The sequence below is a fragment of the Bacillus cereus group sp. BfR-BA-01356 genome (assembly GCF_022663635.1).
GTDB lineage: Bacteria > Bacillota > Bacilli > Bacillales > Bacillaceae_G > Bacillus_A > Bacillus_A cereus.
Genome location: NZ_JAKUFX010000113.1, coordinates 1 through 18740, shown reverse-complemented (window position 1 = coordinate 18740; position 18740 = coordinate 1). Strand labels below are relative to the sequence as shown.

Genomic DNA, 18740 nt, shown 5'->3' with positions numbered 1-18740 from the left:
CATTATCTAGAAATATCTTGAGACGTCCAAGTATTTTCTTTATTACTGGACTCTTATTAGAGAGTAAAACTAAGCCTGAGATAGGGCTTAAATATTAATATACGAGGGGATGGAACAAATGAAAAACGAAAGAATCGAGAAGTTGCAAGAAAGCTGGGAATTAGATGAGCGTTGGAAAGGGATCACACGTCCATATTCGGCAGAAGATGTAATTCGCCTGCGCGGGTCAATTGACATTGAACATACGTTAGCGCGTCGCGGTGCTGAGAAGCTTTGGACATCGCTTCATACAGAAGACTATATTAACGCACTTGGCGCATTAACAGGAAACCAAGCGATGCAACAAGTAAAAGCTGGGTTAAAAGCGATTTACTTAAGTGGTTGGCAAGTAGCAGCTGATGCAAACCTTTCTGGAAATATGTATCCAGACCAAAGTTTATATCCAGCGAACAGCGTACCTGCTGTAGTAAAACGAATTAATCAAACGCTTCAACGTGCGGACCAAATTCAGCATATGGAAGGAAGCGATGATACAGACTATTTCGTACCGATTGTAGCAGATGCAGAAGCTGGATTTGGTGGGCAATTAAATGTATTCGAACTGATGAAAGGTATGATTGAAGCAGGTGCATCAGGTGTGCATTTTGAAGATCAATTATCTTCAGAGAAAAAATGTGGCCATTTAGGTGGAAAAGTACTACTACCAACGCAAACAGCAGTACGCAATTTAATTTCTGCACGCCTTGCAGCAGATGTAATGGGAGTGCCGACAATTATCGTTGCAAGAACAGATGCGGATGCAGCTGATTTAATTACGAGCGATATCGATCCTGTTGATAAAGCATTTATTACAGGAGAAAGAACACCAGAAGGATTTTACCGTACGAATGCAGGTCTTGATCAAGCAATTGCGCGCGGTTTAGCGTATGCACCGTACGCAGACCTCGTTTGGTGTGAAACGTCAGAACCAAATTTAGAAGATGCAAAACGATTTGCGGACGCAATTCATAAGGAGCATCCAGGGAAGCTACTTGCATATAACTGCTCACCTTCATTCAACTGGAAACAAAAACTAGATGAAAAAACAATTGCAAGCTTCCAAAAGGAAATCGCATCTTACGGTTACAAGTTCCAATTCGTAACACTTGCTGGATTCCATTCATTAAATTACGGTATGTTTGAACTAGCACGTGGCTATAAAGAGCGCGGCATGGCAGCATACTCTGAACTACAACAAGCAGAATTCGCAGCTGAAAAACACGGCTACTCTGCAACACGTCATCAACGCGAAGTAGGAACAGGTTACTTTGATGAAGTGGCACAAGTGATTACAGGCGGAACTTCATCAACGACAGCGTTAAAAGGATCTACAGAAGAAGCACAGTTTACGAAATAAAAGGAAAGGGCACCTTTTTGAAAGGTGCCCCTTGTTATTTTCTAAACGATTCGAAAAGAAATATCGATTTATCGGAAAAAAACGATACTAACTTTTCTTTATTACTAAATCAACTCCACTCAGCTCTATGATCGCGAATAAACTTCATATCTTTCTCGTAATGCTCTAGATGTCCTTCATCAATCATTCTTTGGAAATTCAAGTCGCCTTCTTGTGCTTTTCGTTTCATATATGTACATAACCCTTCTAATCGAAGCAACACCATTCCTAAGTAATCTTCATCCATATTTTTACCATAGGACTGAACGAACAATTTGACTCTCTCTTTAATACGATCTGCATGTTGCGGTGAATCATAATGAACGGCTTCACCGGATTCTGTATAATATACTCTACTTAAAGGCACACAAGTATAAAGTGTATAAGCGATATCCCATAGTCTTGGGCCAGGAGCAGCAACATCGAAATCAATAATCCCTACTGGCTTCTCATTATTAAAAATAATGTTATATATGGCAAAATCATTGTGACATAAAACCTCAATGTTATTTGGAGTATGATCCATCGGTTTCCAATCATCTAATAACGGAAAATCACTTACAGCATCATGGTAAAGGCGGAGCATCTTTGCTATTTCTTTTAATACATCATTAGATCGCATATATTCTTTTAAAGGATAATTGCCAGCTTCTCCTTCAATAAAGGATAAAATCTCTCTATCCTTTTCATCTACACCTAAAAACTTTGGAGCATAATGAAATCCTTTGTTTTCTAAATGTTGCAATAGCTTATGAATCTTTTCACTGCCTGGCTTTAACTCTCGCCGAACAGTATTTTCAGAACGATATACGCTTGAGACGTTTCCCCCTGTTAGCCTTTCTTCTTTAGCGTAGTTTGACATGTGAAAATTCCCCCTGTAATTAAAAAATCCAATTCCAAATAGTGAATAGACCAACAACGGCAGAAAAGAGAAGGGAAGCAAGCAATGCTAGACAGCCAAAAGGAACTAGCTTATCTTGCCATGTTTCTTTATACTCATAAATTAACTCCTCTGCTACTTTCTTCTGCACTGAAGATAAAGGTTGATCTTTATACAAACCTTTTATATGGTTAGAATCGCCTTTAAACTTTAAAGCACGTGCAATATGATGAGGACTATTTCCCATTGATTTTTCAAATAATAAACATGATTCATGCATAATATCTGTTTTATGCTCTTCTAGATACCAGTAACGTCCAGCCATTTCTGGATATTGTAATGTATAATAAATATCTCCGAGTTGTTTTCGAAGATGTAATTCATTTGGGTATGTAAAGATGAGGCCGTGCAATCTATCTCTTGCTTTTCCAAGATTATTATTTTCAATATCCTCTTCAATTCTTTTTAATGTTTTTCTAGGAATTTTATTGGTCATAAACTCCTCCTTATTTAGAATAGAGATAAGTATATTTTATAAGAAATACTAAAAATTAGAAATTCTATTTTCGAAAAAGATTGTACATTTTATTTTAATGTGCTATGATGATGTCAGTTGAATAGTTAAATTAAGCAATCCATATGTTATCAAGTGCTGAAAACGAACGAGAAAAAGTATGTGAGAACTAGTTTATGTTTCGTATTTGATAATGTGTGGATTCTTTTTTTAGACAGGAAGACTAAAAAATTTAAAATTTGTATTTTCTTAGGAGGAAATAATTATGGCAGTAACAGGACAAGTAAAATGGTTTAACAACGAAAAAGGTTTCGGTTTCATCGAAGTTCCAGGCGAAAACGACGTATTCGTACACTTCTCAGCAATCGAAACTGACGGTTTCAAATCTTTAGAAGAAGGTCAAAAAGTTAGCTTCGAAATCGAAGACGGTAACCGTGGACCTCAAGCTAAAAACGTAATCAAACTATAATTTTATAGTTGATGATGGAAAAAAGGATGGCTAATGCCATCCTTTTTTTGTTGTGGGGAAAGTTTTTTCAGAGCCTGTTTTTATATCTAAATCTCTTTTTCTATGTTACAACGGGTGAAAAATTATCTGGAATGCGTATTAGTTTCTGTAGAAGAATTAGTTCAGCAAGAGCATTTGCTGCGTATGATAGTAAATAACTATAAATTTGTATTCTCTATTGAAATAGGGGAATCTTTTCCAGATAGACCTTGAGTAACATCTTTTTTGTTAGCATTGTTGTTGGAATTTTGTACGTTTTGAGATGATGTTTCTAACAGTTGTTCTTGTTCCTTACTAGGGGTATTCAGAGCATCTGAGGGAATGCTATTAACCTGCTGATTTAATGGATTTTCTTTATCCATAGTATACAACTCCTTTTTAGAATTCGATAAAAAGCAATGTAATTATAAATAGCTACTTATATATATTGTGTTTTTGAATGACATTATATACAAAACTTATATTACAAAGTTAACTAATTAACGAATTGTTAGTGATGGATAAAGATGTACAAATTTGAAGTGTTTAATAAAAATTAAAAGCGGGTAACAAGTAATACTCTTTCTCATGTTTTATATAAGGATCATATTACAAATCAAAAAAGATGTAGAGAACCTTGGAAGAAAATATAGTCGTTTTTTAGGGGGAAGAAGAATAAATAAAATGATACTACGAATGTAAAAAGGCATTCCATAAAGGAAGGCCTTTTATTGTTCTTGTCCTGATTTTTTCTTCTCACGTTTTTTACATTCTGGACATTTTGATTTACGAAACGGTTTGGCAAAGAATAGCAGAATGAAAAATAAACCGAATATAATACTAGCTGAGTTTTTCACGATAATGACGCTACTATTTTTCATTTGAATCGATGGTTGGATCTCTTTTTCTTCCATAGTGGCCCTCCATATATTGGATTTACATTTTAATTATAGCAAAGTTAATTGTTTTCATGATGTGAAAATAGGAAGGGATAATAAATATTTATAGGTAGTATAAATGCTGTTTTTATAACTTTAAAATTAAATCATTACTATATCGTGATTTTTTTATTTAACAAATGTTTGATAAATGATAAAAAATTGTAAAAAAGCGGAACTTGTAAGCTATTTCCTTTTCATAGATGCTAAAATTATATATGCAGCTGCTAATATAAATGGAAAAAAGGAGATAATGGAGTATGGAAAGTAAAGTGGAACGCTATGTCGAAAATTATGTTGTAACGAAAAATACGATGGCCTTACTTCCTGTTATTCTAAGTGAAAAGAAAATTGTTACGCGAGTCGTTGAAATGAATGATTCTTTTTTCGTATTTCAAAAACCTCTAGATATTATAGAAAGAAGTTGCCGCAAGCATGGCTCTAGTTTCTTAGGCAGAAAAGAAGGAACGAAAGAGTTAACTCATATTACACATAAAGCACCGATTGCGATTAGTCCAGCAGATCAACTTTATTTTTTCCCTACCTATTCTTACTCTAGAAAAGAGTGTGCTTGGTTGTCTCATTTTTATATTGAAAGTAATAAAGAATTAAAAGATGGAAATCTTATTATTAGATTTATAAATGGCTTTGCTGTGAAATTAGAAATATCAAAAACTAGTTTTGAAAATCAACAAAATCGTACAGCGAAATTACGTACTGAATATGAAGATCGTAGGAAAAAACAAGGGAATCCTTGTTTTAAAGAGGTCGATAAAAAAGAGGAATCAACATTAAGACCCGCTTATGAGAGTGTGTATGTTGTTAGAGAAGAAGAAGTGTAATATAGAAAAAGCTGCCTCTAGAATGTTGCTTTAAGCGGCATTCTAGGACAGCTTTTTTGCTATTTAAATATTAATAAGTTTCTTCCTTACGGGCAGCATCCATCATAATGAAGATAGCTGATAAAATATGCAAAATCATTCCTACAAACGGAATCCATGCAAGGCAAGAAGTTACAATTCCTAGCATATTACCGTTAGCACTCATATTAGCTTTTTTAGCCAATACTAAAGTGACGATATGTAATACTAGCATGAAAAGAAGTGGTAACCAAAGTAAAGAAACAACAATAGTTCCTCCGAGTACAGGTATTCCCAGTAAAGCCTCTAAGGCACCAGTAACCCATTTTAATAATTTTACTGTGTCTTTCAAAGTATTTCCTCCTAAAAACATAAAATAAATATATTGCGATATTTAGTATATCAGATTTGTGTTGTTATTTTAATAAAAAATGTAAAAAATACTATTTTTTTATATTTAAATAAATTATTTGTAATATACTATTTTTGAAGGGCTATAAGGATATTGTTGGATATGGTGTTATTAATATGTAATATTTTGTCAAACATTGATAGATTATCATAGCTAAATAATGAAGGAATTCTTATGAAAGATATGGAAACTTTAATAAATACATCTCCGTATGTCGTATCTACCATTTCCTCTTTCATATAAGCAATGATACAGTAGGGATAGTATTTAGAGTAAAGGGGTAAAGTGTAGAATGGATTTTCAGACAATCAAAGAGTATTTTTCACCAGAAAATATGGATCATATTGTTGAGAGTTATAAAGCGTTCGGACCACTTCTTGGTATTGGTTTACCGATGATAGAGGCGTTGATTCCAGCATTACCGCTTATCGTATTTGTACTGGCGAATGCTGTTGCATTTGGCTTTTGGCTCGGTTTTCTTTATTCATGGCTTGGATCAGTAATGGGTGCATTACTTGTCTTTTTCATCATCCGCCATTTTGGTCGCAGTCGTTTCTTTTCGTTTGTAAATAAGCATGAGAGAGTACGAAAAGCAATGGGGTGGATTGAAAGGAAAGGATTCGCACCGATTTTTGTTATATTTTGTTTTCCGTTTACACCGTCAGCGCTCATAAATGTTGTCGCTGGTTTATCCCGAATTAGTGTAAAACAGTTTGGTCTAGCGTTAGCATTCGGAAAACTTGTGATGATTTTTATTTTAACGTATATCGGTCATGATTTAATGTCATTTATTCATAATCCGGTGAAATCAGTTATTGTAGCGATTGGTATTTTTATTTTATGGTATGTCGGTAAGAAAATCGAAGTAAAGTTAGAACTACATTAAGAATAGTCTTCTTTGTAAAGGAAAGCTTCAGTATTAAAGGATAAGGGGAGAAGCAGATGAAGAAAACTTTGAAAAAAGAAGGCATGGAGTGGATACGAACAATTTTAATTGGTGTATTATTAGCTGTATTTTTTCGAACGTTTTTCTTTTCAACGTATGTTGTAGAGGGGAAGTCAATGATGCCGACATTGCAAGATGGCAATATGCTAGTTGTAAATAAGGTGAGTTATCAAGTTGGGGACTTGAACAGATTTGACGTTGTGGTATTTCATGCGAATAAAAAAGAGGACTATGTAAAGCGGATTATCGGTTTACCTGGAGATCATATTGAATATAAGCAGGATAAGTTATATATAAACGGTCAATTTATTGATGAGCCGTATTTAGAGAAGTATAAGAAAGAGATAAACGGAAGGCAACTAACAGGCGACTTTACATTAGAAGAGTTAACGAAAGAAAAACTGGTGCCACCTGGGTTTATTTTTGTAGTAGGTGATAACCGGCTCGGGAGCTGGGATAGTAGACACTTTGGCTTTGTAAAAGCTGATACAGTCGTCGGTAAAGTTGATTTGCGATATTGGCCAATTCAAGAGGTGCAAACGAATTTTTCAAAAGGTTGATATAATAGATAGAAGTATAGAAAAAGGCAAACAACTCAGTTTGTCTTTTTTCGTGTCCTATAATACAATTATAGTAGCAAACTAACGTTCGTTATGTAAGTGAAAGGTGGGGTTACATGTCACTTCGATTTGTGATTGGTAGAGCGGGAAGTGGAAAAAGTACACTTTGTTTACGCGAAGTGCAAGAAGAGTTAAAACAACGCCCGAGAGGGAAAACAATATTATATCTTGTGCCAGAACAGATGACATTCCAGACGCAGCAGGCGTTAATTGGAAGTGAGGATGTAAGAGGTTCTATTCGGGCACAAGTTTTTAGTTTTTCACGATTAGCGTGGAAGGTACTGCAAGAAGTTGGCGGAGCGAGTCGTCTTCATATTGATGAAGCTGGTGTACATATGTTACTCCGTAAAATTGTAGAGTCTCGTAAAGATGGATTATCGGTGTTCCAAAAAGCAGCGGAGCAAAACGGTTTCTTTGAACATCTTGGCAGTATGATTGCAGAGTTTAAACGTTACAATGTAACGCCATCTAACGTATATGAAATGTGGCAACAATTAGATGCGCATAGTAGCAGTGCCGAACAAAAGTTACTAGCGAATAAAGTGTATGATTTACAGCTATTATACGATGATTTTGAACGTGCTTTAATTGGAAAATACTTAGATTCAGAAGACTACCTGCAATTGCTAGTGGAAAAGCTTCCGCAGTCTGAATATGTAAATGGTGCGGAAATTTATATAGATGGATTTCATTCATTCTCCCCGCAAGAGTTAGAGATTGTAAGACAGCTTATGATTTGCGGAGCGAGAGTTACAATCACGTTAACGATAGATGAAAAAACGTTAGCGCAGCCAGTAAATGAACTCGATTTATTTTATGAAACGACGTTAACGTATGAAAAAATAAAACAAGTAGCGCGTGAAGAGAAAATAGAAATTGAAAAAACAATTCCACTTATGGAACAGCCGCGTTTTCATTCTCCAGCATTAGCGCATTTAGAAGCGCATTATGAAGCGCGTCCGAATGAAAAATTTAACGGTGAAGCGAGTGTAACGATTAGTACAGCTGCGAATTTACGAGCGGAGGTAGAAGGTGTTGCTCGTGAAATTCGTAAGCTTGTTGCGAATGAAAAATATCGTTACCGGGATATTGCAGTGCTTCTTCGTAATGGGGAAAGTTATTACGATGTGATGCGAACGTTATTTACAGATTATAATATCCCGCACTTCATCGATGAAAAGCGCCCGATGTCACACCACCCATTAGTAGAATGTATTCGTTCTGCACTCGAGATTATTAGTGGGAATTGGCGTTATGATGCGGTGTTCCGTTGCGTGAAAACAGAGCTTTTATATCCATTAGACGTAAGAAAAGAAACGATGCGTGAAGAAATGGATGAATTTGAAAATTACTGTTTAGCGTACGGTGTACAAGGAAAGAGATGGACTTCAGAGGATCCATGGATGTATCGCCGTTATCGTTCTCTTGATGATACGAACGGGATGATCACAGACAGTGAACGTGAAATGGAAGAGAAAATAAATAGGTTACGTGACGTTGTAAGAACACCTGTTATTCGCATGCAAAAAAGGTTAAAGCGTGCAGGAACAGTTATGCAAATGTGTGAAGCAGTTTACTTATTTTTAGAAGAACTGGATGTTCCGAAAAAACTAGAAGAATTACGTATACGTGCAGAAGAAAGTGGAGATTTCTTATTTGCGACAGATCATGAACAAGTATGGGAAGAAGTAATGAGCCTTCTTGATACGTTTGTAGAGATGCTTGGTGAGGAGAAAATGTCTCTTTCTATGTTTACGGACGTTATGTCGACTGGTCTTGAGGCGCTTCAATTTGCTAACATTCCGCCGTCATTAGACCAAGTGTTAATTGCTAATATTGATCACTCCAGATTATCTGACGTGAAAGCAACGTTTATTATAGGTGTAAATGGGGGTGTTATTCCAGCAGCACCTATGGACGAAGGTATGCTTTCTGATGAAGAAAGAGAAGTTCTTGGTGCAGCAGGGATTGAATTAGGGCCAACGACGAGACAAACTTTGTTAGAAGAACAGTTCGTTATGTATCAAATGGTAACGAGAGCATCTGAGAAGCTATACATTTCATGCCCGCTTGCAGATGAAGAAGGAAAGACGTTACTTGCGTCTAGCTTTATTAAGCAAATAAAAAGAATGTTCCCTAATGTGAAAGATTCATTTATTACGAATGATGTAAACGATTTATCACGTTCAGAACAAATTTCATACGTAGCAACGCCAGAAGTAACGTTATCTTACGTTATGCAGCAACTACAAACGTGGAAGCGATACGGATTTGAAGGGAATTTAGACTTTTGGTGGGACGTATATAATTTCTACGTAACTTCAGATGAATGGAAACAAAAAAGCAGCCGCGTCTTATCAAGTTTATTCTATCGAAATCGTGCGAAGAAATTAAGTACAGCAGTAAGTAGAGATTTATACGGAGATATAATTAAAGGAAGTGTCTCTCGTATGGAACTATTTAACCGTTGTGCATACGCTCATTTTGCGCAGCACGGTTTATCGCTTAGAGAGCGTGATATTTTCAAGCTTGATGCGCCAGACATCGGCGAATTATTCCATGCGGCATTAAAGAAAATTGCGGACAAGTTATTGCGTGAAAACCGTACTTGGGCGGATTTATCCATAAAAGAGTGTGAGCATCTTTCTGTTTTAGTAATAGAAGAAATCGCACCGTTATTACAACGACAAATTTTATTAAGTTCAAACCGTCATTTCTATTTAAAACAAAAACTACAACAAATCATTTTCCGTACTTCAATCATTCTTCGTGAACATGCGAAGTCAAGCGGATTCGTACCAGTTGATTTAGAAGTGCCGTTCGGTATGGGTGGTACAGGATCACTTCCGCCGATGGAATTCTCATTACCAAATGGTGTGAAGATGGAAGTAGTCGGTCGTATTGACCGTGTTGATAAGGCAGAAGATGAAAACGGGACGTTCTTACGTATTATTGATTATAAATCAAGTTCAAAAGCGTTAGATTTAACGGAAGTGTATTACGGATTAGCACTTCAAATGTTAACGTATTTAGATGTCGTTACTTCGAATGCACAGACGTGGATGAAAAAAGGCCACGCAGCATCACCAGCTGGTGTATTGTATTTCCATATTCATAACCCAATCGTTGAGATGAAAGGTGACGCATCTGAAGCTGAAATTGAAAAAGAAATTTTAAAGAAATTTAAAATGAAAGGACTCGTATTAGGAGATGCTGACGTTGTTCGTTTAATGGATAACAAACTTTCAACAGGAAGCTCAGATATTATTTCTGCTGGCCTGAAAAAAGACGGTAGCTTTAGTGCGCGTTCAAGTATTGCAAGTGAGCAAGAGTTTAACGTACTGCAAAAATATGTACACCATACGTTTGAAAATATCGGAAAAGATATTACAGAAGGTGTTATCGATATTGCTCCTTATAAAATGGGAAATAAAGCAGCATGTACGTTCTGTAACTTCAAGTCTGTTTGTCAATTTGATGAGTCACTGGAAGATAATCAGTTCCGATCGTTAAAAGATATGAAAGATAGCGAAGCGATGGAGAAAATAAGAGAGGAGGTTGGCGGAGAATGATAGAAAATTGTCCTAAAAAACCAGAAGGTAGTCAATGGACAGATGACCAGTGGAAAGCTGTTGTAGCGAACGGGCGTGATATTTTAGTTGCGGCTGCAGCTGGATCAGGTAAAACAGCAGTATTAGTTGAACGTATTATTAAAAAGATTATTAATGAAGAGAATCCAGTCGATGTCGACCGCCTGCTCGTTGTAACATTTACGAATGCAGCAGCGCAAGAGATGAAAAACCGAATCGGGGAAGCGTTAGAAAAGGTATTAATTGATGAACCAGGTTCTCAACACGTAAGAAAGCAGCTGAGCCTATTAAATAAAGCTTCCATTTCAACAATTCACTCATTTTGTTTACAAGTAATTAGAGGATATTACTACATGCTTGATGTTGATCCTCGTTTCCGTATTGCGAATCAAACAGAAAATGAATTGTTAAAAGAAGAAGTGCTAGATGACATATTAGAAGAAGAGTACGGAATCGAAGATAATACAATCTTCTTTGAACTTGTTGATCGTTATACGAGTGACCGTAGTGATGATGACTTACAACGTATGATTTTAGCGCTTCATACAGAGTCAAGAGCGCATCCAAATCCGGAAAAATGGCTTGATAAATTAGTAGAAGCATATGACGTAGAAGGAAAGACAATTGAAGATTTAGTGTATGCTTCTTATTTATTAGAAGATGTGAAATTCCAGCTTGAAACAGCGGAACAGCATATTCGTAAGGCAACTGAACTCGCAATGCTTCCTGACGGTCCAGCGCCTCGTATTGAAACCCTGCAAGCAGATGTAGCATTACTTGGAACGCTATCATCAGCTGCTCGTGAGTCGTGGACAAGTGTGTATGAAGCGATGCAAAACGTATCGTGGCAAACGTTAAAGCGTATTAAGAAAAGTGATTACAATGAAGATGTTGTAAAACAAGTAGACTCTCTTCGTAATAAAGCGAAAGATGAAGTGAAGAAATTACAAGAAGAGTTATTTAGCCGCAAACCTGAAAGTTTCTTACGAGATTTTCAAGATATGCACCCAGTATTAGAAAAGCTTGTTCAACTTGTAAAAGTATTTACAGAGCGTTTCCAAGCGATGAAGAGAGATAAAGGAATGGTCGATTTCACAGATTTAGAGCATTTCTGTTTACAAATTTTAAGTGAACAAAGTGAAAATGGTGAAATGAATCCGTCAGCAGTGGCGCTCCAATATCGTAATAAATTTGCTGAAGTATTAGTCGATGAATATCAAGATACGAATTTCGTACAAGAATCGATTATTAAATTCGTAACGAAAGATTCTGAGAGTGAAGGAAACTTGTTCATGGTTGGTGACGTAAAGCAGTCGATTTATCGTTTCCGACTAGCCGAGCCAGGACTATTCCTAGGAAAATATAAACGCTTCACACAAGAAGGATTGGGCGGCGGAATGAAGATTGACTTAGCGAAAAACTTCCGTAGTCGTCATGAAGTACTAGCAGGTACGAACTTTATTTTTAAACAAATTATGGGCGAAAAAGTTGGGGAAATTGACTACGATGCTGACGCTGAACTAAAGCTAGGTGCTACCTATCCAGAAGGTGAAGATGTAGCAGCAGAATTACTATGTATTCAGCAAACGGAAGAAGAAGTAATAGACGGTGAAGAAGGTGCAGAAGTCGAAAAAGCACAGCTTGAAGCTCGCCTTATGGCGCAGCGCATTAAAGCGATGGTTGATTCCGGTTATGAAGTGTATGACCGTAAAAATGATAGTATGCGTCCGGTACAATACCGCGACTTCGTTATTTTACTTCGCTCCATGCCGTGGGCCCCGCAAATTATGGAAGAGTTAAAATTACAAGGAATTCCAGTATACGCTGACCTCGCGACTGGTTATTTTGAAGCGACAGAAGTAAATATTATGATGAACGTATTCCGCGTTATTGATAATCCGATGCAAGATATTCCGCTTGCCGCTGTACTTCGTTCCCCAATCGTTGGATTGAGCGATGAAGAACTTGCAACGCTTCGTGCTCATGGAAAGAAAGGCTCGTTTTATGAAGTAATGAGCTCATTCTTAAAAGGGGCACCGCTTGAAGAGGAGCAAGAACTTCATGATAAATTAGAGTGGTTTTATAACTTACTGCAAGGATGGCGTGAATTCGCCCGTCAACAATCACTTTCTGATTTAATTTGGAAAGTGTACGGTGAGACAGGTTATTACGACTTCGTTGGCGGTTTACCGGCTGGAAAGCAAAGGCAGGCAAACTTACGCGTACTATATGACCGCGCAAGACAATATGAAGCAACATCATTTAGAGGATTATTCCGCTTCTTACGTTTTATTGAACGTATTTTAGAACGCGGTGATGATATGGGTACGGCGAGGGCTCTCGGTGAACAAGAAGACGTTGTTCGCATTATGACAATTCATAAAAGTAAAGGGTTAGAGTTCCCAGTTGTATTTGTAGCTGGACTCGGTCGTCGTTTTAATACACAAGACTTAATGAAACGTTTCTTATTGCATAAAGATTTCGGTTTCGGTTCGCAATTTATCGATCCGCGTAAACGAATTAAATATACAACATTATCACAGCTTGCGATTAAGCGTAAAATGAAAATGGAATTAATTGCGGAAGAAATGCGCGTACTATACGTAGCATTGACGCGTGCGAAAGAGAAGTTAATTTTAATCGGCACAGTTAAGGATGCAAATAAGGAAATGGAAAAATGGCTTGATGCGAGGGAACATAGTGAATGGTTATTACCAGATCACATACGTGCCGGAGCGTCTTGTTATTTAGACTGGATTGCACCTTCATTATATAGACACCGTGATAGTGAAATGCTTCTTGAATTAGGACAAGGAAGTATTCCAGATGAAATTTACGAGTATGACACTAGCTGGAAAGTAGAAGTTGTGGACGGTAACACGCTACTTGCACCAGAGCCAGTTCAAGAAGAGAAACAAGAATTGTTAGAAGCGCTTCGTGAGAAACAGGCTGTTCCCCTGCAAAGTGAACGGAAAGAAGAAGTGTACGACAGATTAATGTGGAAGTACGGATATGAGGATGCGACATCTCATCGTGCGAAGCAATCTGTTACAGAAATAAAGAGGAATTATCAATCTGAAGAAGGTAGCGATAACGCCTTTATTAAAAAACTACGTGCACCAATTAAAACACGCCCGCGATTTATGGAGAAAAAAGGGTTAACGTACGCAGAGCGCGGAACAGCAGTCCATGCCGTTATGCAGCATGTTGATTTGAAGAAGCCGATTACGATTGAGGTTCTTCAAGAGCAAATTGCTGGAATGGTAAATAAGGAATTATTAACATTCGAGCAGGCGGAAGAAATAGCGATTGAAAAAGTAATTTCATTCTTTGACAGTGACTTAGGTAAAAGGGTATTAGCGGCGAAAAGTGTTGAGCGTGAAGTACCATTTACGATGATGCTTGCAGCAGAAGAAGCATATCAAGATTGGCAAGGGAAGAGCGGGGAAATGATTCTTGTCCAAGGGGTTATCGACTGCATGATTGAAGAGGAAGATGGCATTACGTTAATCGACTTCAAAACAGATACGATTGAAGGGAAATTCCCAGGCGGATTCGAACAAGCGAAACCAATTTTAGAAGATCGATATAAAGTGCAGCTTTCTTTATATGCAAAAGCACTGGAGAAAAGCTTACAACATCCTGTAAAAGAGAAATGTTTATACTTCTTTGATGGGAATCACGTTGTAAATATTGAAGAATAGAGGGGCTTGAAAATGGTAACGGAAAAAACGTTAAGAACTTGTGAACAGGGACACGAGTACTATAAAAGTAGCGATTGTCCAACTTGCCCAGTCTGTGAGAAAGAGAGAAAACCAAAAGAAGGTTTTCTCTCTCTTCTTTCAGCGCCAGCAAGAAGGGCATTAGAGCACCGTGGAATTCAAACTGTAGAAGAACTCTCAAAATATAGTGAAAAAGAAATTTTAAAACTGCATGGTATGGGACCTGCGTCTTTGCCGAAGCTTAGGAAGGCTTTGGAGGAGAGTGGGTTATCATTTAAATAAAATAGTGCCTCTTCACTACTTACTTGTTTATACCACTATTTGTGGACAGTCAAGCTCTTGCTTATTAAAATTTCATTTTAATAATTTTGAATTAGATAAAAGAAAAAAGTAGGAGAATATCTCCTACTTTTTTTACGCTGTTCCAATCTGATCTTGATCTGCCACATCAGAATCAAATGTATTCGTTGCACTAACACCGTTAAACGTATTCACGACAAATCCAACATTGGAAGCTCCGGACCCATTATAAGCTTTCGTGTTTTCTTTCGGAGAAACGTTATAAAAATCTCCTGAATTGAAAGAACCGTTACTGTTTTGAACGACGAGATTTCCAACAACAGAAGGCATATCCATCCACCTACTTTACTAAACTTTGTAATTACTATATGAATTATTGTGCGGAAGGTTCATCTGTAATATATTGGCGGATTTGCATAATACGAGAGTTATTAAAAACATAATCAACATTTCCAATTTGAAATCCACCAGAGTTTAAAAGTGTGCGCAATTCAACGTTATTCACTTCAATAAAAGGGCATTCATTTACAATATTTAATTTTACATCTGTCGTTCGTTTTGGAATTGTAATGTGTTCATCTGTAAAGATTTCAAAAGCATCAAAGCTACCTTCTCCCCGTATATAACAAGGAATTTCACGGTGGACGGCAATAGCTCTACTTTTTAATTCCATTTGATTGGCATCTCCAACTTGAAATACGGCAGCAATCCCTAACGAAACAATAGAAACATTTTGGACAATAGACACATGATGCAACATAATTTTTCAGTCTCCTTAACCTGGAGTAGGAGGGACATCTGTTACTAATGGTACAAATGGACCCTCTGTAACTGTTTCAAATGGTGTATCGAGAATAGAAGATAGAATGAGGAGATTTGCATCTCCAATTAAAAAGAGTGCGGACGACGATACACCGTTCATTTTAATCTGTCCGACTTTTAACTCACGGTTTACAACGTTAAGGTTCATACCTACTTACTCCTTTCGGAAATTTCCCGGTATGTGCTGAATAAAGGAGAGAAAGGCTTTGTCAATATCTTGTTTCATTGCCTGAATAATGATATCTCGTAAATAGTCTGGATCTGTTGAAATACCTTCATATGATTGCGCTTGTGATAAATAATAAGGGAGTCGATGCTCCATCTGTTTTTTTATGTCATCCACCATCATTTGTCGATACATTTCATCAAGCGGTGTTCTCTCTTCTTGTTCAAAATGGAGAATACGATTATATGCTTCTTCATCTAAGTATCGATGCATTTCTTGGAGGATACCTTGATAAAAGTCTGGGTTTGTTTCGGTTTCAGGGTTTACCTTCAATGTTTCTGTATCCACTTGAAAATCTTCAATTTGTTGTCCTTTTGCTGAAAATGGGTTTAAACCAATATTTAAAGTACCATTTAAATTTTCGACTTTTAATTGATCGAATTTGTATTCCACTTTTCCTACAGAAGAGGAGGGGCGATTTTTTAATTCGTTAAGCTCTTCTTGGAGTTGGCGCACTTGATCTTCTAAATTCAGGATGGTTGCTTGTTGTGTTTGAAGAGCTTGTTGAAGTTGGTGTAAGTAAGTATATATATCTTGATTCATTTGTGAAACCTCCTTTTCAATAGGGAGGGTAAAAATATTCCTGCTATATATTTATGACAAGGATGTCTTAAGAAGAACTAGTTGATGGTTTGATAGAAATAATTTGTCCTTTCGCCTGTAATGGGCGAAGCGGTTCCGTAAATCCGCCCGTATTTGAAAATTTAGATAGGGCTTTAATACTTCCGGCAGTACCAATTTGGAACACAGAAGAGGTTGTAATGCTATCAATTTTAATACTGTTGATGATGATACTTTGGTTTACATAAAAATTCAATGCAATTGCCTCCTTTAAGTTGAGCCAATTATCGCTTGATCGATTACATCTGAATCGTTGACAGTCGTTGCACTTTGATAATTGTAGACAGAAACATTATCTCCAACGTTGAAAGAGCCGGCCCCGGCGAAAGCACGTGAGTAACTAATAGGCCTAATCGCAAATACATCTCCAATATGAAAAATACCACTTGATCCAATATTGACGATACGAATATGTCCGACCATAGCTGGCATACAAAACACCCTTCGCTTTTAAAATTTTCTTTTCTACTATTGTATGGGCGTTTCTAATAAAATGTGTATTTTTTTGAAATAAAAGAAACACACGCATTATTGCGTGTGTGTTTTGAACGTTTGATTAGGGTGTAAATCCGTATGTACATGACAAATTACATTTAAGAGCCTGTCCAGTTCTTGGCTACAATCCACTGTTTTTTGAGAAGTCATTCCATAGCGTTCAGCAAAATAAATCATTTTTTCACGTTTTTTTTCAATCGCTTGCTCAAACATTGAAATCGGCTCCATCTCTAAATGAAATTTTTAGTATATATGTAGTACATATTATACAAAAACTTCATAAAAAAGAAATGCATTCGCTAAAAAAAGTAAAATTTCTACATGTTATGCCAAATGATAAAGGGGTAACGAATAGGGGATGAGAAGAATATTGTAAAAATTAGCGTGCATGAGAAGGTTTTTTTCTTGCGGATGCGAATACAATTAAAGGGTATGAGTTTTAGGATGGAGAGTGGAAATATTGCGTTTTGTAACGGCGAAGAAAGAAGAAAAGGTATTTGTAGGTATTGTAGATGAAGAAGAAGAAAAGGTATTACACTTAAGAGAAGCGCAAAGACAAAAAGGGGAAAAGGTTACAATCCCTATTACAATGTTAGAGTGTATTGAAAGAGGGACTGAATGCTTTGAGAAAGTATGTGAAATTGTAAATTGGGCAAAAGAGAACGGGGAAGCGGCGTATTATCCGTTAACAGAGGTGAAAATATTAGCGCCGATTCCAAGGCCAAGAAAGAATATTTTGTGCGTTGGAAAAAACTATCGTGAGCATGCGGTAGAAATGGGCGGAGTAGAGTCTATTCCAGAAAATATAATGATCTTTACGAAAGCACCAACAACAGTTATTGGCATAAATGAGCAAATTAATGGTCACCCTCATGCAACGGACGAACTAGATTACGAAGGAGAATTAGCTATCATTATTGGTAAGCGAGGGAAACAAATAAAAAAAGAAAAAGCGCTTGAGCATGTTTTTGGTTATACGATTATCAATGATGTAACAGCTCGAGACATTCAAAGAAAACATAAACAGTTTTTCCTTGGGAAAAGCTTCGATACATTTTGTCCGATGGGACCGTATTTAATTCATAAATCGGTGGTTAATGCGCCGAATGCATTGCACATTGAAACGGTAGTAAATGGAGAAGTAAGGCAAACTTCTAACACAAATAAAATGATTTTTTCAATAGAAGAAATTATTTCAACGATAAGTAAAGGAATGACTTTAGAACCAGGCGATATTATCGCAACAGGAACGCCGGCTGGTGTCGGAAAAGGTTTTACACCACCGAAGTTTTTACATGCTGGTGATGAAGTGGTCATTACAGTAGAAGGAATTGGTACTTTACGAAATGTAGTGAAATAAAGAAAAGAGCTATCTTGTTAAAAGATAGCTCTTTTTTATGGCCTTGGGTTATAGAGGTAATCGATAACGGCAAAAGTGTAAAGACCAATGAATGCAAGTGTACAAATGCCAAATAGTATAACCGTAAGTGCGCTTTTTTCTCGTCCAAAACCAATGATAGTAAGAATAACAGCAGTCCAAAATGATGCTTTCAGTAGTGTGAGTGTAGTAGGAGTTGAGTAATGAAGCCATGTTGTGGAAAGTAGGAAACCAAAGAATGTAACTAAAATAAAAGCTGTAGCTAAATAGTTAATATGTTTACCATATCTTAATAGCATGTCGCACCTCCTTTACGATTTTAAAATACAGAAAATTACAATTTCATCTTAATATAAATGAATATAAAAAGAAAGGGGTTGTCCCACATGCCCATCAACTTAAGAGTGAGCACAACCTGAGCTTTCGACTCATCGGATCAAAACATTCCTAAAATAAAAGCATACTCTTAAAAATAAGCATCTCAAATAAACCCT

The 18740-nt window shown here is 36.7% G+C and carries 22 protein-coding genes; 9 read left to right on the top strand and 13 right to left on the bottom strand.

The features are described from left to right. Positions 1 to 118 precede the first annotated feature (118 nt). Positions 119 to 1396: an isocitrate lyase gene (gene aceA, locus MR168_RS26035; protein ID WP_086412622.1), complete on the top strand. Its 1278-nt coding sequence runs from the start codon at positions 119 to 121 to the stop codon at positions 1394 to 1396. Positions 1397 to 1505: 109 nt separating this feature from the next. Here aceA and MR168_RS26030 read toward each other — a convergent pair whose 3' ends face one another. Further along, positions 1506 to 2297, bottom strand: coding sequence for a phosphotransferase (locus tag MR168_RS26030; RefSeq protein ID WP_086412621.1), 792 nt, complete (start codon positions 2295 to 2297; stop codon positions 1506 to 1508). Between the two features lie 19 nt (positions 2298 to 2316). Then, positions 2317 to 2811 carry a DUF6584 family protein gene (locus MR168_RS26025; RefSeq protein ID WP_000182396.1) on the bottom strand — a complete coding sequence of 165 codons (495 nt, stop codon included), beginning with the start codon at positions 2809 to 2811 and terminating at the stop codon, positions 2317 to 2319. A 283-nt stretch (positions 2812 to 3094) separates the two neighbouring features. Between MR168_RS26025 and cspA the strand changes: the two genes are divergently transcribed. Then, a complete protein-coding gene (gene cspA, locus MR168_RS26020; RefSeq protein ID WP_000301518.1) occupies positions 3095 to 3298 on the top strand; it encodes an RNA chaperone/antiterminator CspA in 204 nt (67 codons plus the stop codon). A gap of 197 nt (positions 3299 to 3495) precedes the next feature. On the opposite strand, the gene MR168_RS26015 is transcribed toward cspA, so the two are convergent. Further along, positions 3496 to 3699 (bottom strand): hypothetical protein, encoded by a 204-nt coding sequence (locus tag MR168_RS26015; RefSeq protein WP_000356924.1) that lies wholly within the window; start codon positions 3697 to 3699, stop codon positions 3496 to 3498. A 345-nt stretch (positions 3700 to 4044) separates the two neighbouring features. Continuing rightward, positions 4045 to 4230, bottom strand: coding sequence for a hypothetical protein (locus MR168_RS26010; protein ID WP_000391373.1), 186 nt, complete (start codon positions 4228 to 4230; stop codon positions 4045 to 4047). A 284-nt stretch (positions 4231 to 4514) separates the two neighbouring features. On the opposite strand from MR168_RS26010, the gene MR168_RS26005 reads away from it, so the two are divergent. Beyond that, positions 4515 to 5096: a competence protein ComK gene (locus tag MR168_RS26005; RefSeq protein ID WP_006924949.1), complete on the top strand. Its 582-nt coding sequence runs from the start codon at positions 4515 to 4517 to the stop codon at positions 5094 to 5096. A gap of 70 nt (positions 5097 to 5166) precedes the next feature. Here MR168_RS26005 and MR168_RS26000 read toward each other — a convergent pair whose 3' ends face one another. Then, entirely contained in the window at positions 5167 to 5466 is a 300-nt protein-coding gene (locus tag MR168_RS26000; protein WP_242291590.1) for a hypothetical protein, read from the bottom strand. A 352-nt stretch (positions 5467 to 5818) separates the two neighbouring features. Here MR168_RS26000 and MR168_RS25995 point away from each other — a divergent pair, with 352 nt between their 5' ends. The 5 genes from MR168_RS25995 (at position 5819) to MR168_RS25975 (ending at position 14686) form a co-directional block, all read left to right on the top strand. Beyond that, positions 5819 to 6412: a TVP38/TMEM64 family protein gene (locus tag MR168_RS25995; protein ID WP_000347517.1), complete on the top strand. Its 594-nt coding sequence runs from the start codon at positions 5819 to 5821 to the stop codon at positions 6410 to 6412. Between the two features lie 56 nt (positions 6413 to 6468). Next, positions 6469 to 7032: a signal peptidase I gene (gene lepB, locus MR168_RS25990; RefSeq protein ID WP_000751919.1), complete on the top strand. Its 564-nt coding sequence runs from the start codon at positions 6469 to 6471 to the stop codon at positions 7030 to 7032. A gap of 116 nt (positions 7033 to 7148) precedes the next feature. After that, positions 7149 to 10664: a helicase-exonuclease AddAB subunit AddB gene (addB, locus tag MR168_RS25985; RefSeq protein ID WP_086412620.1), complete on the top strand. Its 3516-nt coding sequence runs from the start codon at positions 7149 to 7151 to the stop codon at positions 10662 to 10664. After that, positions 10661 to 14386, top strand: a complete 3726-nt coding sequence (gene addA, locus MR168_RS25980; protein WP_086412619.1) for a helicase-exonuclease AddAB subunit AddA — start codon at positions 10661 to 10663, stop codon at positions 14384 to 14386. Before addB ends, addA begins: the two co-directional genes overlap by 4 nt. 12 nt (positions 14387 to 14398) lie before the next feature. Beyond that, on the top strand, positions 14399 to 14686 hold the full coding sequence (locus tag MR168_RS25975) for an RNA polymerase alpha subunit C-terminal domain-containing protein (protein WP_000255728.1): 288 nt from the start codon (positions 14399 to 14401) through the stop codon (positions 14684 to 14686). Positions 14687 to 14818: 132 nt separating this feature from the next. On the opposite strand, the gene gerPF is transcribed toward MR168_RS25975, so the two are convergent. From gerPF to MR168_RS25940, 7 genes are all read right to left on the bottom strand, one after another. Continuing rightward, entirely contained in the window at positions 14819 to 15034 is a 216-nt protein-coding gene (gerPF, locus tag MR168_RS25970; RefSeq protein ID WP_242291589.1) for a spore germination protein GerPF, read from the bottom strand. Between the two features lie 43 nt (positions 15035 to 15077). After that, positions 15078 to 15464 (bottom strand): spore germination protein GerPE, encoded by a 387-nt coding sequence (locus MR168_RS25965; protein ID WP_000902333.1) that lies wholly within the window; start codon positions 15462 to 15464, stop codon positions 15078 to 15080. 15 nt (positions 15465 to 15479) lie between these two features. Then, positions 15480 to 15674, bottom strand: a complete 195-nt coding sequence (gene gerPD / locus MR168_RS25960; protein WP_001052807.1) for a spore germination protein GerPD — start codon at positions 15672 to 15674, stop codon at positions 15480 to 15482. A gap of 6 nt (positions 15675 to 15680) precedes the next feature. Then, positions 15681 to 16295 carry a spore germination protein GerPC gene (gene gerPC / locus MR168_RS25955; protein WP_025709865.1) on the bottom strand — a complete coding sequence of 205 codons (615 nt, stop codon included), beginning with the start codon at positions 16293 to 16295 and terminating at the stop codon, positions 15681 to 15683. A 67-nt stretch (positions 16296 to 16362) separates the two neighbouring features. Beyond that, the gene (gene gerPB, locus MR168_RS25950) at positions 16363 to 16569 is read right to left on the bottom strand and encodes a spore germination protein GerPB (protein ID WP_001012508.1); all 207 of its coding nucleotides are present in this window, start codon (positions 16567 to 16569) and stop codon (positions 16363 to 16365) included. Positions 16570 to 16583: 14 nt separating this feature from the next. After that, complete coding sequence (gene gerPA, locus MR168_RS25945) at positions 16584 to 16805, bottom strand: spore germination protein GerPA (protein ID WP_001111187.1); 222 nt, start codon at positions 16803 to 16805, stop codon at positions 16584 to 16586. A gap of 96 nt (positions 16806 to 16901) precedes the next feature. Beyond that, positions 16902 to 17081: an aspartyl-phosphate phosphatase Spo0E family protein gene (locus MR168_RS25940; RefSeq protein ID WP_000462841.1), complete on the bottom strand. Its 180-nt coding sequence runs from the start codon at positions 17079 to 17081 to the stop codon at positions 16902 to 16904. 247 nt (positions 17082 to 17328) lie between these two features. Between MR168_RS25940 and MR168_RS25935 the strand changes: the two genes are divergently transcribed. Then, the gene (locus tag MR168_RS25935; RefSeq protein ID WP_001213071.1) at positions 17329 to 18228 is read left to right on the top strand and encodes a fumarylacetoacetate hydrolase family protein; all 900 of its coding nucleotides are present in this window, start codon (positions 17329 to 17331) and stop codon (positions 18226 to 18228) included. Between the two features lie 35 nt (positions 18229 to 18263). Here MR168_RS25935 and MR168_RS25930 read toward each other — a convergent pair whose 3' ends face one another. Then, positions 18264 to 18545, bottom strand: a complete 282-nt coding sequence (locus tag MR168_RS25930) for a hypothetical protein (protein WP_000926857.1) — start codon at positions 18543 to 18545, stop codon at positions 18264 to 18266. Positions 18546 to 18740: the final 195 nt, after the last annotated feature.

Bases quoted from the DNA above. Each gene is read 5' to 3' on its own strand.
- gerPA (WP_001111187.1), bottom strand. From the start codon at position 16,805: ATGCCAGCTATGGTCGGACATATTCGTATCGTCAATATTGGATCAAGT.
- MR168_RS25965 (WP_000902333.1), bottom strand. From the start codon at position 15,464: ATGTTGCATCATGTGTCTATTGTCCAAAATGTTTCTATTGTTTCGTTA.
- lepB (WP_000751919.1), top strand. From the start codon at position 6,469: ATGAAGAAAACTTTGAAAAAAGAAGGCATGGAGTGGATACGAACAATT.
- MR168_RS26025 (WP_000182396.1), bottom strand. From the start codon at position 2,811: ATGACCAATAAAATTCCTAGAAAAACATTAAAAAGAATTGAAGAGGAT.
- MR168_RS26010 (WP_000391373.1), bottom strand. From the start codon at position 4,230: ATGGAAGAAAAAGAGATCCAACCATCGATTCAAATGAAAAATAGTAGC.
- MR168_RS25940 (WP_000462841.1), bottom strand. From the start codon at position 17,081: ATGTTTGAGCAAGCGATTGAAAAAAAACGTGAAAAAATGATTTATTTT.
- MR168_RS26005 (WP_006924949.1), top strand. From the start codon at position 4,515: ATGGAAAGTAAAGTGGAACGCTATGTCGAAAATTATGTTGTAACGAAA.
- aceA (WP_086412622.1), top strand. From the start codon at position 119: ATGAAAAACGAAAGAATCGAGAAGTTGCAAGAAAGCTGGGAATTAGAT.
- gerPD (WP_001052807.1), bottom strand. From the start codon at position 15,674: ATGAACCTTAACGTTGTAAACCGTGAGTTAAAAGTCGGACAGATTAAA.
- MR168_RS26030 (WP_086412621.1), bottom strand. From the start codon at position 2,297: ATGTCAAACTACGCTAAAGAAGAAAGGCTAACAGGGGGAAACGTCTCA.
- addB (WP_086412620.1), top strand. From the start codon at position 7,149: ATGTCACTTCGATTTGTGATTGGTAGAGCGGGAAGTGGAAAAAGTACA.
- MR168_RS25995 (WP_000347517.1), top strand. From the start codon at position 5,819: ATGGATTTTCAGACAATCAAAGAGTATTTTTCACCAGAAAATATGGAT.
- MR168_RS25975 (WP_000255728.1), top strand. From the start codon at position 14,399: ATGGTAACGGAAAAAACGTTAAGAACTTGTGAACAGGGACACGAGTAC.
- gerPF (WP_242291589.1), bottom strand. From the start codon at position 15,034: ATGCCTTCTGTTGTTGGAAATCTCGTCGTTCAAAACAGTAACGGTTCT.
- MR168_RS25930 (WP_000926857.1), bottom strand. From the start codon at position 18,545: ATGCTATTAAGATATGGTAAACATATTAACTATTTAGCTACAGCTTTT.
- gerPC (WP_025709865.1), bottom strand. From the start codon at position 16,295: ATGAATCAAGATATATATACTTACTTACACCAACTTCAACAAGCTCTT.
- addA (WP_086412619.1), top strand. From the start codon at position 10,661: ATGATAGAAAATTGTCCTAAAAAACCAGAAGGTAGTCAATGGACAGAT.
- cspA (WP_000301518.1), top strand. From the start codon at position 3,095: ATGGCAGTAACAGGACAAGTAAAATGGTTTAACAACGAAAAAGGTTTC.
- MR168_RS26015 (WP_000356924.1), bottom strand. From the start codon at position 3,699: ATGGATAAAGAAAATCCATTAAATCAGCAGGTTAATAGCATTCCCTCA.